The sequence below is a fragment of the Janthinobacterium breve genome (assembly GCF_051380895.1).
In the GTDB taxonomy this organism is placed as follows: domain Bacteria; phylum Pseudomonadota; class Gammaproteobacteria; order Burkholderiales; family Burkholderiaceae_D; genus Janthinobacterium.
In genome coordinates, this window is the sequence record NZ_JBNYXY010000003.1 from 156,462 (window position 1) to 169,641 (window position 13,180).

Genomic DNA, 13,180 nt, shown 5'->3' on the forward strand with positions numbered 1-13,180 from the left:
ATATGTTTGGAACCCAACAACGCGGCGTCAACGCCTACGCCAAAGTCGGCCTGGAAACGGGCATAGGCTCGGCCTCGCCGCACAAGCTGATCGTGATGCTGTACGACGGCGCCCTGGTGGCCGTGCTCAGCGCGCAAGTGCACATGAAATCGGGCAATATCCCGGAAAAAGGCAAGTCCATCTCGAAAGCCATCCAGATCATCGACAATGGCTTGCGTGCCAGCCTGGACAAGGAAGCAGGCGGCCAGATTGCCGAAGGCCTGGATGCCCTGTACGAGTACATGGGCGCGCGCCTGCTGACGGCTAACCTGAACAACGATATTACCCTGCTGGAAGAAGTGCAGCGCCTGTTGACCGACCTGCGTGAAACCTGGAACGCCATCGGTTCCACGCCCGCCGCCATCCCCGGCGCCGATTTGAAACGTAGACCCAGCCTTGCGAGCGCCTGACCCATGATGACCCATCAAGAAGTCCTGACCACCTATGAAACCATGCAGTCCCTGACGGGCCGGATGGTGACTGCCGCCAGCAACGCCGACTGGGACGCGCTCGAAGCCCTGGAACAGCAAGTGAGCGCGCATGTGGAAGCGCTGAAGGCGAATGAAGAAAAAGTCGTGCTGGAAAGCGCCGGCCGCCAGCGCAAGGTCGCCCTGATCAAGCAGATCCTGGAAGACGACCGCAAGATCCGCGACCTGACCATGCCGTGGATGGCGCAATTGTCCAAGCTGATCAACAGCACCGGCACCGAACGGCGCCTGGCCAACGCCTACGGCGTCTAAACGCACAAGGAGGCGCCATGTTGCCGAAGATGGATACTATCGGCATGACGCCCTTGACCCCCATCAAGGGCGCGCGCCCGGCCGATGCCGTCGCCGACCCGCGTCAGGCCGAGTTCCAGCGCTCGCTGCAGGGATTGATCGGCAAATCCATGCAGGGCCAGGTACTGGCCCGTATGGGCGATGGCAGCTACCTGGTGCGCGTTGCCGGTACGCCGGCCCGCATGCAGCTGCCTGCCGGCGCCCAGCCGGGCACGGACATTCCGCTGACCTTGATCGGCATCAATCCCCGCCCCTCTTTTCAAATCGGTACTAACCGCGATCAGGCCGCCAGTCCGCTGCTGACCTACGCCGACGCCGATGCAGAACCCGACGCCGCCGAAGCGCGCCCACCCCAGGCCGGTGCGGCCCAGGCGGGCACGCGCGCCAACAGCACGGCCGCCACCCTGCTCAGCCGCGCACCCCTGACGCCGGCCAATTTGCTGCCCGCCCTGGCAAGCGACACGCCGGCGCCGGAACTGAGCACCACCGCGCGCGCCATCAGCACCGTGCTCAGCCAGGCGGAAAGCGTGCCCGGCGCGCCCCTGGCGCTGGTCGGCAAGACGCCGCTGATGGCCTCGCCGGGAGCCGATCCGGCGCAAGTGGCGCAAAAACTGCGCGACACGGTCGGCAGCAGCGGCTTGTTCTATGAATCGCATGTGGCCGAATGGGCCGAAGGCAAGCGGCCGCTGGCCTCGCTGCTGCTGGAACCGCAAATGCAAAAGGCCCAGCCGGGCGAGACGCCCAGGACGGGCACCGACCTGGCCTCGGCGCAACTGATCAATTTACAGCTGCATACGCACGAACAGGCGCGCGTGCAGTGGCAGGGCGAAGCCTGGCCCGGCCAAAAGATGCAGTGGGATATCAGCCAGGATGCGCCGGAAGGCCAGCAGCACGCTGGCACGGAGGCCGACGCGGAAGCGACGGCCTGGCGCAGCAATGTGCGCTTCCAGTTCCCCCTGCTGGGCGACTTGGCCGCGCACGTGGTCTTGCAGGGCGGCCGGGTGGCCATCCAGATGCAGGCGGGCAGCGAAGACAGCGCCGATACCTTGCGCCAGCACGCGGCGCGGCTGGAAGCGTCGCTAGCCGCCGCCGGCTGGCCCCTGTCGTCGTTGACGATCGCCGGCAAGCCGGAGGCGGCCGAAGCGCCAGGAGCAGACGGCGATGCTTGACGACACCAAGCGCAAGGTGCCGCAAACGGCTGTCGCCCTGGCTTACCAAAGCGGCACGCCGGCGCCCAAGGTGGTGGCCAAGGGCAGCGGCCTGATCGCGGACCAGATCATCAGCACGGCGCGCGAACACGGCGTCTTCGTGCATGAATCGAAGGAATTGGTGGCGCTGCTGATGGATGTCGACCTGGACCGCCAGATTCCGCCCGGCCTGTATCGGGCGATTGCGGAACTGCTGGCCTGGTTATATCATATTGAATCTGCGAATGGCGGCCCGATCCCGCCGCCGCCCGACACCAGCATCAACCTCACCGATACATAGACAGGCATCAATGCAAGCACATATTATGGATTCCGGCCTCGAAAACTGGCATGACTTTGAAGTGGAATCGCGGCGGGAAATCATCGCCTTGCTGCGCAGCATCAGCGAAAAGAACCAGCTGATCCGCATGCTGATCCACGGAGAATCCGATGTGTGCGTCACCTCCATCCTGGAAGTCGATGCCGAACGCAATACCGTCATCCTCGACCGTTCCGTGAACGCCGACCAGAACCGGCGCATGGTGGCCGCCACCGGTATCTCGTTTGAAACCTCGCTCGACAAGATCCGCATCCTGTTTGCCAGTTCTCTGGTGGAAGAATGCCAGTACGGCGGCACGCCCGCCCTGAAAATTGCCATTCCAGAAACATTGATCCGCTTGCAGCGGCGCGAGTATTACCGCATGACCACGCCCGTGAGCAATCCCGTGCGCGTCTCGATTCCCCTGCCGCCCTCGCTAGGCGGCGCCGAGACCCTGTTTCCGCTGGCCGACATCAGCTGCGGCGGCATTGCCATCCTGGACAATAAACTGATATTGGGCGAAACCATCGGCAGGGACTATCCCGGCTGTCGCATCGACTTGCCCGACGTCGGCATCGTCACCGCCACCTTGCAGATTCGCAATTCGCTGGACATGACCTTGCTGAACAACAAGTTGAACCGCCGCCTGGGCTGCCAATTCGTCGACCTGCCGCGCAGCATGCTGGCGCACGTGCAGCGCTATATCACGCGTCTGGAGCGCGAGAGGAATGCGCGCATGGCTGGGTTGAGCTAATCATAGTTAACCCAAAACGAAGACTGGGGTCGGACCTTAAGGTCCGACCCCAGCCCTTGCTCTTGGGGTTGTCATCACCTACACCTGCATGTTCATGATTTCATGATATGCAGAAACCAACTTATTTCTCACCTGCACCGTCGCCTGGAATTCGATGCTGGACTTTTGCATCGACACCATCACGTCCGACAGGCTGACCTTGTCATCGCCCATGGTGAAGCGCTTGCCCAGGTCCGAGGATGCCGTTTGCGAGCTGCTCACAGAGTCGAGCGCGCTCTTGAAGGCATCGGCAAAATTCACCTTCGCCGCCGGCGCCTCGGTCTGGATCGCCGGTATTTTCGCCTCCGGCCGCGTGGCCGCCGACTTCAGTTGCGCGATCATCGCCTCGATCCTGCTGCTATCGATACCGCCTGTTTTCACTTTGCCTCCCGATTCTCGTCTATTCCTGCCTGTTGCTTCCGGAGAACAAAACTCCAGTCAGCAAGGCAACGACGGGTACAATAACTTCCGTCACATGTTGCCAAGGTTCCACAATACCAGTGCCAACACCAGCCGCTCGGCCGAGCAGGCGGCAAAAGCGCCTTCTGTTTGGACGATTGAAGCGCGTGACAGTGGCGGATAATTCTGCATATCGCCCCCTCCTCCGGAGGAAGCGGCCCCCACGCATCACCCAATACCCGTCAATAACACGCGCCCCGGAAGGCAATCATGGCTGTAGCCGAAGAAATCGATGTGAACCGCATACCGCCGGAACCGGCGCCTGCCCGCTCGCCCGTTGAGTCCGTGCAAGCCTTCGCCAAGACGCCGATGGGCAAGAATTTCCTGCGCGGCCTGGGCGTGGCGGCACTGATTGCCATCGGCGTGGCCCTGTACATGTGGAACCAGCCGCCCGAGTACAAGGTGCTGTTTTCCAACTATACGGACCGCGATGGCGGCGCCATCACCGCGTCGCTGGACCAGCTGGGCATCAAGCACAAGTTTTCCGAAGGGGGCGGCGCCATTCTCGTGCCGTCCGAGCAAGTCCACGATGCGCGTTTGAAACTGGCCGCGCAAGGCTTGCCGAAAGGCGGCAACGTGGGCTTCGAGCTGATGGAAAACCAGAAGCTGGGCGTCTCGCAATTTCTGGAACAGGTCAATTTCCAGCGCGCGCTCGAAGGCGAACTGGCCAAATCGATCGAATCGGTGTCCGCCGTCGACACGGCGCGCGTCCACCTGGCCCTGCCAAAACCGTCCGTCTTCGTGCGCGAACAGCAAAAACCGACGGCCTCCGTGCTGCTGAACCTGCATCCAGGCCGCGGCCTCGACCAATTACAGGTAAGCGCCATCGTGCACCTGGTGGCGTCCAGCGTGCCGGAATTGCTGCCAATCAATGTCACCGTGGTCGACCAGGCCGGCACCTTGCTGTCGAACCAGGAAAAGGACAAGGACCGCGCCAACGGCATCAAGAGCCTGGACCCGAACCAATTAAAGTACGTGCAGCAGTTGCAGCAAAGCGTGATCAAGCAAGTCGAATCGATCCTGCTGCCCATCGTCGGCGAAGGCAATGTGCGCGCCGAAGCGACGGCCGACGTGGATTTCTCGCAAAGCGAGCAGGCGGCAGAAACCTACAAGCCGAACTCGCCACCGGAAGCGTCCACCATCCGCAGCCAGCAAACGAGCGAATCGACGGGCGCCGGCAATGTCAACCCGTCCGGCGTGCCGGGCGCCCTGTCGAACCAGCCGCCTGGCGTGGCCACGGCACCATTGACGGCCGAGGCACCGGGCGCGGCACCGGGCGCACCGACGGCACCGACCCAGAAAGAATCGACGACAAATTACGAAGTTGACAAGACCGTGCGCTACGAGCAGAAATCCATGGGCGGCTTGCGCCGCCTGTCGGTGGCCGTCGTCGTCAACTACCGCCGCAGCTTCGACAAGGATGGCAAGGTCACGGTCAAGCCGATTTCCCCTGCTGAAATGGTCCAGATCAATAACCTGGTCAAGGAAGCGATGGGCTACAACAAGGAGCGCGGCGACAGCTTCAGCGTGGCCAACTCGCCTTTCGACGGCATCGACCGCGCGCCGGAAAGCAAGCTGGAGTGGTGGCGCGACCCGGCAAACTTGCCGCTGGCCAAGGAACTGGCGAAATTTCTCATCACGGCCCTGATTCTGCTGTATATCTTCATCAAGATCGTGCGCCCGATGCTGCGCCCCGTGATGCGCAAGATCGACGATTTCGGCGCGCCGCCGCCCGTCATCGAGCCGGAACTCGCCAAGGACGGCGCAGAACACGAAGTCCTGCTCAGCGAAGCCGAGCTGGAAGAACTGGAAGAAGATACGGCCCGCGGTTATCGCGAAAACCTGGCGATGGCCAGGAAACTGGCTCAGGAAGACCCGCGCGTGGTGGCCAACGTAATCAAAGCATGGATAGGCAATAATGACTGAGACAACGGGACTGCAAAAAGCATCCATCCTGATGCTGGCACTGGGCGAGAGCGAAGCGGCCGAGGTCATGAAATTCCTCGGCCCGCGCGAAGTGCTGAAACTGGGCGCCGCCATGGCCACCATGAAGGGCATTGCGCACGAACAGGTGGTCGAAGTGCTCGACGACTTCCGCGCGCAGACGGAACTCAACTCCACCGTCGGCCTCGATTCGGACGAATACATCCGCCAAGTCCTCACCAAGGCGCTGGGCGACGACAAGGCATCCGTGCTGCTGTCGCGCATCCTGGGCGGCAAGGATGCATCCGGCATCGAATCGCTGAAGTGGATGGATTCGCAATCCGTGTCCGAGCTGATCCGCAACGAACACCCGCAGATCATCGCCACCATCCTGGTCCACCTGGAACGCGACCAGGCGTGCGAAATCCTCGGCCATTTCACGGACCGCCTGCGCAACGACGTGGTGCTGCGCATCGCCACCCTGGACGGCGTGCAGCCGGCCGCCTTGCGCGAACTCAACGATGTGCTGACGAAACTGCTGTCCGGTAACGAAAACATCAAGAAATCGTCGCTGGGCGGCGTGCGCGCGGCGGCCGAGATTCTCAACTTCATGAGCGGCGAGCAAGAAGGCTCCGTCATGGACAATATCAAGAACTACGACAACGACATGGCGCAAAAGATCATGGACGAAATGTTCGTGTTCGACAACGTCATCGACATCGACGACCGCGGCATTCAATTGCTGCTGCGCGAAGTGCAGTCGGAAATGCTGATCATCGCCCTGAAAGGCGCCTCGCAAGAGCTGCGCGACAAGATCTTCAAGAACATGTCGCAGCGTGCCGGCGAGATGATGCGCGAAGACCTGGAGTCGAAAGGCCCCGTGCGCCTGTCGGAAGTGGAATCGCAACAGAAACAGATCCTGCAAATCGTGCGCCGCCTGGCGGACGAAGGGCAGATAGTACTGGGTGGAAAAGGCGAGGATTCGTTTGTCTAATTTAATACCCAAAGAGCAACAAACCGCTTACCAGCGCTGGGAAATGACCTCGTTTGGCGACGAGCGTCCCAGCGTGGTGGCGGCGCGCAAGCTGCTCGAACCGGAGCCGGAACCGGAATTCGACCCATTTGCCGAGCTGCACGAGGAAGAGCTGGCCCCACCGCTCGAGTATCCGACGCAGGAAGAACTTGACGCCATCCGCGAGGAAGCGCGCGCCACGGCCTTCGATGAGGGCCGCGCCGCCGGCTATGCGGAAGGCCACGCGGCCGGGCATGCCGATGGCCATGCAAAATCGTATGCCGAAGGCAAGGCCGCCTCCAGCGTGGAACTGGCGCATCTGCAAAGCATCGCCGTCGACTTCGGCACGGCCGTGCACCAAGCCGATGAACTGATCGCCAACGAAGTCATGGAACTGGCCTTGCAACTGGCCAAGGGCATGCTGAAAACGGCCTTGCCCGTGCGCCCCGAGCTGATGCTGCCGATGGTAAGGGCAGCCATCGAATACTTGCCCGTGCTACAACAACCGGCCTTGCTGATGCTCAATCCCGAAGACGCGCAAGTGGTACGCGACGGCATCGGCGATGAGCTCGACAAAGGTGGCTGGCGTGTCATCGAAGACCCGAGCGTGGAACGCGGCGGTTGCAAGATCGACACGGCCAGCAACCAGATCGACGCGCAAACCTCCACCCGCTGGCAGCGCCTGACGCATGCGCTGGGCAAGGACCTGGACTGGCTGGCGCCGTGAGCGAATCCCTCAAAGGCCCGGCTGCCCATGCGGCGCGCTGGCGCGCCTACCTGAGCGACTGTTCGGCCGTGGTCGGCTTTGTCGAACCGATGCAAATTTCGGGGCGGGTCACGCGCGTGGCCGGCCTGGTGATGGAAGCGGTGGGACTGCGCCTGGCTGTGGGCGCCGCCTGCACCGTGCCGCTGCCCAATGGCGGGCGGGTCGAGGCGGAAGTGGTGGGCTTTGAAGGCGAGCGCCTGTTTTTGATGCCGCAAAGCGACGTCGAGGGCATCGTGCCCGGCACGCGCGTGTTTTCCGTCGAACCAGCCATTCCCCGCCCCGGCAGCGTGGCGCACCCGCGCCGCCGTCCCAGCGACCGCGCGCGCCACCTGCCCGTGGGCCCGCAACTGCTGGGCCGCGTGCTCGATGGCGCAGGACGGCCGCTTGATCAGCTTGGCCCCCTGCTCACGACGGACAGCGCCCCCATCAATGTACGCCCCGCCAATCCGCTGGGCCGCGCGCCCATCGTGACCACGCTGGACGTGGGCGTGCGCTCGATTAATGCCATGCTGACCGTGGGCCGGGGCCAGCGCATGGGCCTGTTCGCCGGTTCCGGCGTGGGCAAGAGCGTGCTGCTGGGCATGATGGCCCGTTACACGGAGGCGGACGTGATCGTCGTCGGCCTGATCGGCGAACGGGGTCGCGAAGTGAAGGAATTCATCGAGCAAATCCTCGGTCCCGAAGGCCTGGCCCGCTCCGTCGTCGTGGCGGCGCCGGCCGACACGCCGCCCCTGATGCGCCTGCAGGGCGCCGCGTATGCGACGGCCATTGCCGAGTATTTCCGCGACCAGGGGCAAAACGTGCTGTTGATCATGGATTCGCTGACCCGCTACGCCATGGCGCAGCGCGAAATCGCCCTGGCCATCGGCGAACCGCCCGCCACCAAGGGTTATCCGCCGTCCGTCTTCGCCAAGCTGCCCGTGCTGGTGGAACGGGCCGGCAATGGCGAGGAAGGCGGCGGCTCGATCACCGCCTTCTACACCGTGCTGACCGAGGGCGACGACCAGCAGGACCCGATCGCCGACTCGGCGCGCGCGATTCTCGACGGCCATATCGTTCTGAACCGCCGCCTGGCCGAGGCGGGACACTACCCCGCCATCGACATCGAACAATCGATTTCACGCGCTGCCCACTCGATCACCACGCCTGAACACCAGCAGCAGGCGCGCAAGCTCAAGCAACTGTATTCGCGCTATGAACGCAGCCGCGACCTGATCAGCGTGGGCGCCTACAGCGCCGGCACCGATCCCGTGCTGGACCAGGCCATCGCCCTGCATGAAAAGATCGAGGCGTTTTTGCAACAGCAAATTACGGAACGGGTCAGCATGGACGAGAGCTTGGGGCAACTTACCGCTCTATTCGACTGATTAGGGCTTGCATGGCGGGAATATAATCCAGCATGGCTTCTCCTTCCCAACTTGCAACCCTGATCGACCTTGCCCAGCGCGAAACGGATGATTGCGCCAAGCGTCTGGGCGCGGCCCTGAAAGCGCTCGACGATTGCCGCCAGAAGCTCGACATGCTATCGGGCTACCGCGATGACTATGCCCAGCGTTTTGAGGCGAGCATGAGCAATGGCATTACGCCCATGGCCTACCGCAATTTCCAGGCTTTCATGGTCAAGCTCGACAGCGCCATCCTGGGCCAGCAGCAGGTGGTCGAGCATGCACAGGCACGCAGCGACAATGAAAAGATGCGCTGGCAGCTGGCCGAACGCAAGCGCATGTCGTACACCACCCTGAACAACCGGGCACAGGAACAGGCGCTGAAGCTGGAAAACAAGCGCGACCAGAAAGCAATGGATGAGCACGCGGCGCGACAAGCCTATTACAAACGCTAAGCAACACTGAGGCAGCATCATGCAAACCCTGCAAAACCCGATTTCCCAGATTGTCTCGCCGAACGCCACGCCGGGCGCCGCCAACCGTAGCCAGCCGCCCACCAGCGGCACGGCGGGCGACTTCCAGCGCACCCTGAACCGCCAGATCGAGCAACGCCAGGCCAGCCGCAATATGGAGCAAGCGCAAGTGCAAGCACCGGCGGCACCCCGCCCCGCCAGCCCTGCCGCCACGCCGGCACCCGCCCAGGCGCCGGCCAAGGAAACGCAGCAGGCGCAAGCGGGCACCGAACAGGCCGCCAACGGCGAACAGCCATCCGCGCCGGCCAGCGAGGCGGCCGCGCCCGCCACCGGCGATGGTTCCAGCACCGCGGCCGAGGCAAGCGCACCCGCCATCACCACCGCGACAGCACCGCCGCCAGCCGATCCGGCCGCCGAGATGCTGGCCCTGGTGGGCAGCATCCAATTGGCCATCCAGCCGCCAGCGGCAGCAGCCAAGGCCGTGCCGGAACTGCCCGCGCGCGCCAGCGTCAAGGCCGACGGCAAGAACCTGGCCACAGGTCCATTGCTGGCAGCCGTCCAGGGCAGCGGCAAGGCTACCGCCACTGTCATCGCGCAAGCCGACAGCGGCGACTTTGCCGACAGCCTGGGCCAGGCTCAAGGCAAGACAACAGCCACGCCAGGCACCAGCGTGCCGACCGGCAAGGCCGAGCCTGGAAAACTGGCCATCGACGCCCAGTTGGCAGCGACCGCCAGGGCTGGCACCGCCGTGGCCGAGCCGATCATCAAGGAAACGCCAGCCGACCTGAGCCGCCTGGCGGCCCAGTTGCCGCCGGGCGCGCTGCAGCAGGCTGCCGCCGCCGTGGCCGTGCCGGCAGACAAGCTGACGGGCCGGGTCGGCACGCCGGCCTGGGACCAGCAACTGGGGCAGAAAGTCGTGTGGATGGCGGCCGGTGGCGACCAGAGCGCCACCCTGACCCTGAATCCGCCCGACCTGGGCCCCGTGCAAGTGGTCTTGACGGTCACCAATGACCAGGCCGATGCCGCCTTCATGTCGGCCCAGCCCGAAGTGCGCCAGGCGCTGGAAGCGGCCATGCCGCGCCTGCGCGAGATGATGAGCGAAGCGGGCATCGCCTTCGGCAGCGCCACCGTCTCGGCCGGCACGCCGGAACAGCAAAATAATGGCGAACGGGCCGCCTCGGGCGAACGCCGCGGCAATGGGCAGGGCGGCGGCGTATCGGGGGGCGAGATCGCCATCGCGCCAGCGGCAGGCGGACGCAGCCGGCCCAGCCTGAGTGCCGTGGATACCTTTGCCTGAGGCCAATTCGTCGTCCGCGGGCCACAGGCGCGCCCCACAGCGTAACTTTTCGTATAAAAACAGAGAGTTGAGGGCGCTTCCGCCCTCTTTTCACTGCATCCTTCTGCGCAGAATTTGCCGATAATGACATAATGGCGTCGTGATCCACTTCCATGCACTCGAGTACCATTGAAAGCAAATCCAAAAATGAAAGCAGATCCGAAAGCAGATGCAGGCCTGGCCCCCGCCGGCGCCTCGAAAAAGAAGCTTCTGATCATAGTGCTGGCCTCGGTGCTGGTGGCCGGCGGCATCGGTGGCGGTGCAGCTTGGTACTTCCTGCATGGCAAGGCCGATAAAGAAGAATCGGTACCCAGCAAGAAGAAACATGCCGCTTCCAAGGCAGGTCCGCCCGTCTTCGTGCCCATCGATGCCTTCACCGTCAACTTGCAGCCGGAAAATGGCGAGCAATACCTGCAAATCGCGTTTACCTTGCAGGCCAGCAGCCCGGAAGAAATGGACTTGATCAAGGTCAACATGCCGAAAGTGCGCAGCCGCTTGCTGCTGCTGCTGTCCGGCAAGAAGGCATCCGAACTCAATACCGTGGAAGGCAAGCAGCAACTGGCGGCCGAAATCATCAATCAGGTGAACCAGCCGTTCGAGGACAAAGGGCCGGAGCAGGACGTGACGGACGTATTATTTACCGCATTCATCATTCAATAAGCAGCCATGGCCGATAATTTCCTCTCCCAGGAAGAAGTCGATGCCCTTCTGAAGGGCGTCAACGGAGACCAGGACGACGCGCAGGCGCCGGAAGATGTCACGGGAGTTCGTACCTACAACCTGGCAACCCAGGAGCGCATCGTGCGCGGCCGGATGCCAACGTTGGAAATTATCAACGAGCGTTTCGCCCGTCTGCTGCGCGTGGGCCTGTTCAACTTCCTGCGCCGCAGCGCCGAAGTGTCGGTGGGTTCCGTGCGCGTGTCGAAGTACAGCGAATTCATCCGCAACCTGGTGGTGCCGACCAATTTGAACCTGGTGCACATGAAGCCGCTGCGCGGCACGGCCCTGATGGTCTTCGATCCGGGCCTGGTCTTCCTGCTGGTCGACAATCTGTTTGGCGGCGACGGACGTTTTCATACGCGTGTCGAAGGACGCGACTTTACGCAGACGGAACAGCGTATCATTTTGCGCATCCTCGACATCGTCTTTGAAGCCTACACCAAGTCATGGGAGCCGGTCTTTCCCGTCGAATTCGAATATATCCGCTCGGAAATGAACACGCAGTTCGCCAACATCGCCACGCCGAACGAGGTGGTGGTAGCCTCCACGTTTACGGTGGAACTTGGCTCCGTTTCCGGACAAATCCACTTCTGCATGCCGTATTCGATGATAGAACCGATCCGCGATTCGCTGACCTCCAGCCTGCAGGGCGAAGCGCTGGAAGTGGACAAGCGCTGGATCCGCCTGATGACGCAGCAGATCCAGATCGCCGAAGTCGAACTGGTGGCCTCGCTGGGCACGGCGCGCGTCTCGTTCGACGAAATCCTGAACATGAAGGTGGGCGACATTATCCCGCTGAACATTCCCGAACTGATCGCCGCCACCGTCGATGGCGTGCCCGTCATGGATTGCACGTACGGCGTGTTGAACGGACAATATGCGCTGAAGGTCGAAAAGTTGCTGGCTAATGCCGACAACATGAACAATCATTAAGTAATACACTCGGGCCGCGCTGCGGTCCGCATCTGTACAACAGGAGAAACACATGTCTGACAACCAAGACGACCAAAGCGCGGAAGACGATTGGGGCGCGGCTATTGCCGAGCAGGCCAAGGCGGAAGCCGACGCGCTGCAAAACCAGGCTGCCAATACGGCCAGCGCGGCCAGCGCCGCCGTGTTCAAGGACTTTTCCAAGCAGGCATCGAAGTCGGAAACGCACAACGATATCGATTTCATCCTCGATATTCCCGTGCAGCTGACGGTCGAGCTGGGCCGTACCAAGATCGCCATCAAGAATCTGCTGCAACTGGCGCAAGGTTCCGTGGTCGAGCTCGACGGTCTGGCGGGCGAACCGATGGACGTGCTGGTGAACGGCTGCCTGATTGCCCAGGGCGAAGTGGTGGTGGTGAATGACAAGTTTGGTATCCGCCTGACCGACATCATCACGCCTTCCGAACGCATCCGAAAATTGAATAAATGAAGCCTGGCCTGTTGATTTCCACCCTGCTGCCGCTGGCAGCAGCTTGCTGCATCGCCCAAGCTGCACCAACGCCAGCACCGGCGCCGGCTGCCGCAGCGGTGACGGCAGAAGCGCCGGCGGCCAGCGTCGCCAGCGCGCCTGCCGAAGTGGCAACTGAAAAACCCGCTGCCGCCCTGCCCGCCATGCCGGCGGGCGCGCCCATGACGATGGCGCCGACCAGTTCGGCCGGCAGCTTGCTGCAAACCATCTTCGCGCTGGTGTTCGTGCTGGCCCTGTTGATCGGCCTGGCCTGGTGCATGAAGCGCTATGGCCCCAAGGTCATGGGCGGCAACAACAAGATGCGCGTCGTCAGCTCGCTCAACCTGGGCGGACGCGAACGCATCGTCCTCGTCGAAGTGGCTGACCAATGGATTGTCGTCGGCGCCTCGCCCGGCCGCATCAATGCGCTGGCCACCATGCCGCGCCAGGAAGGCGAATTGCCGCAACTGGCCACGGCGCAAAACGGCCCCGCGGCCGCCAATTTTTCCGAGTGGCTGAAACAGACCATCGAAAAACGCAATGGGAAATAA

17 protein-coding genes are annotated in these 13,180 nt (G+C 62.8%); 16 read left to right on the plus strand and 1 reads right to left on the minus strand.

Going from position 1 to position 13,180, the window contains the following annotated elements; all coding sequences use genetic code 11:
• Positions 1 to 2 precede the first annotated feature (2 nt).
• Genes fliS through ACQ4W0_RS06095 form a run of 5 tightly spaced genes read left to right on the plus strand, consistent with a single transcriptional unit; the run spans position 3 to position 3,078 of the window.
• The gene (fliS, locus tag ACQ4W0_RS06075) at positions 3 to 449 is read left to right on the plus strand and encodes a flagellar export chaperone FliS (protein ID WP_102120031.1); all 447 of its coding nucleotides are present in this window, start codon (positions 3 to 5) and stop codon (positions 447 to 449) included.
• A 3-nt stretch (positions 450 to 452) separates the two neighbouring features.
• Positions 453 to 779, plus strand: a complete 327-nt coding sequence (locus ACQ4W0_RS06080; protein WP_436575948.1) for a flagellar protein FliT — start codon at positions 453 to 455, stop codon at positions 777 to 779.
• 17 nt (positions 780 to 796) lie between these two features.
• Positions 797 to 1,987 carry a flagellar hook-length control protein FliK gene (gene fliK / locus ACQ4W0_RS06085; RefSeq protein ID WP_436575949.1) on the plus strand — a complete coding sequence of 397 codons (1,191 nt, stop codon included), beginning with the start codon at positions 797 to 799 and terminating at the stop codon, positions 1,985 to 1,987.
• On the plus strand, positions 1,980 to 2,306 hold the full coding sequence (locus tag ACQ4W0_RS06090; RefSeq protein ID WP_096238642.1) for an EscU/YscU/HrcU family type III secretion system export apparatus switch protein: 327 nt from the start codon (positions 1,980 to 1,982) through the stop codon (positions 2,304 to 2,306). Before fliK ends, ACQ4W0_RS06090 begins: the two co-directional genes overlap by 8 nt.
• Positions 2,307 to 2,331: 25 nt before the next feature.
• Positions 2,332 to 3,078, plus strand: coding sequence for a flagellar brake protein (locus ACQ4W0_RS06095; RefSeq protein WP_436575950.1), 747 nt, complete (start codon positions 2,332 to 2,334; stop codon positions 3,076 to 3,078).
• Between the two features lie 78 nt (positions 3,079 to 3,156).
• On the opposite strand, the gene fliE is transcribed toward ACQ4W0_RS06095, so the two are convergent.
• Positions 3,157 to 3,459 carry a flagellar hook-basal body complex protein FliE gene (gene fliE / locus ACQ4W0_RS06100; protein ID WP_436576269.1) on the minus strand — a complete coding sequence of 101 codons (303 nt, stop codon included), beginning with the start codon at positions 3,457 to 3,459 and terminating at the stop codon, positions 3,157 to 3,159.
• Between fliE and ACQ4W0_RS06105 the strand changes: the two genes are divergently transcribed.
• The 11 genes from ACQ4W0_RS06105 to fliO all read left to right on the plus strand — a co-directional run bounded on the left by ACQ4W0_RS06105 (position 3,356) and on the right by fliO (position 13,180).
• Positions 3,356 to 3,700, plus strand: coding sequence for a hypothetical protein (locus ACQ4W0_RS06105; protein WP_436576284.1), 345 nt, complete (start codon positions 3,356 to 3,358; stop codon positions 3,698 to 3,700). The two genes, fliE and ACQ4W0_RS06105, sit on opposite strands and share 104 nt — an antisense overlap.
• Positions 3,701 to 3,786: 86 nt before the next feature.
• On the plus strand, positions 3,787 to 5,502 hold the full coding sequence (fliF, locus tag ACQ4W0_RS06110) for a flagellar basal-body MS-ring/collar protein FliF (protein WP_436575951.1): 1,716 nt from the start codon (positions 3,787 to 3,789) through the stop codon (positions 5,500 to 5,502).
• The gene (fliG, locus tag ACQ4W0_RS06115) at positions 5,495 to 6,493 is read left to right on the plus strand and encodes a flagellar motor switch protein FliG (RefSeq protein ID WP_034787109.1); all 999 of its coding nucleotides are present in this window, start codon (positions 5,495 to 5,497) and stop codon (positions 6,491 to 6,493) included. The genes fliF and fliG overlap by 8 nt, the downstream gene beginning before the upstream one ends.
• A 43-nt stretch (positions 6,494 to 6,536) precedes the next feature.
• Complete coding sequence (locus tag ACQ4W0_RS06120) at positions 6,537 to 7,238, plus strand: flagellar assembly protein FliH (RefSeq protein WP_436576270.1); 702 nt, start codon at positions 6,537 to 6,539, stop codon at positions 7,236 to 7,238.
• A gap of 89 nt (positions 7,239 to 7,327) precedes the next feature.
• Positions 7,328 to 8,644: a flagellar protein export ATPase FliI gene (gene fliI, locus ACQ4W0_RS06125; RefSeq protein WP_436576271.1), complete on the plus strand. Its 1,317-nt coding sequence runs from the start codon at positions 7,328 to 7,330 to the stop codon at positions 8,642 to 8,644.
• Between the two features lie 32 nt (positions 8,645 to 8,676).
• On the plus strand, positions 8,677 to 9,117 hold the full coding sequence (gene fliJ / locus ACQ4W0_RS06130; protein WP_436575952.1) for a flagellar export protein FliJ: 441 nt from the start codon (positions 8,677 to 8,679) through the stop codon (positions 9,115 to 9,117).
• 19 nt (positions 9,118 to 9,136) lie between these two features.
• Positions 9,137 to 10,432, plus strand: coding sequence for a flagellar hook-length control protein FliK (locus ACQ4W0_RS06135; protein WP_436575953.1), 1,296 nt, complete (start codon positions 9,137 to 9,139; stop codon positions 10,430 to 10,432).
• A 186-nt stretch (positions 10,433 to 10,618) separates the two neighbouring features.
• On the plus strand, positions 10,619 to 11,131 hold the full coding sequence (fliL, locus tag ACQ4W0_RS06140; protein ID WP_436575954.1) for a flagellar basal body-associated protein FliL: 513 nt from the start codon (positions 10,619 to 10,621) through the stop codon (positions 11,129 to 11,131).
• Between the two features lie 6 nt (positions 11,132 to 11,137).
• Positions 11,138 to 12,124, plus strand: coding sequence for a flagellar motor switch protein FliM (gene fliM / locus ACQ4W0_RS06145; RefSeq protein WP_034754035.1), 987 nt, complete (start codon positions 11,138 to 11,140; stop codon positions 12,122 to 12,124).
• Between the two features lie 52 nt (positions 12,125 to 12,176).
• Positions 12,177 to 12,611 carry a flagellar motor switch protein FliN gene (fliN, locus tag ACQ4W0_RS06150; RefSeq protein WP_102120019.1) on the plus strand — a complete coding sequence of 145 codons (435 nt, stop codon included), beginning with the start codon at positions 12,177 to 12,179 and terminating at the stop codon, positions 12,609 to 12,611.
• Entirely contained in the window at positions 12,608 to 13,180 is a 573-nt protein-coding gene (fliO, locus tag ACQ4W0_RS06155; protein WP_436575955.1) for a flagellar biosynthetic protein FliO, read from the plus strand. The genes fliN and fliO overlap by 4 nt, the downstream gene beginning before the upstream one ends.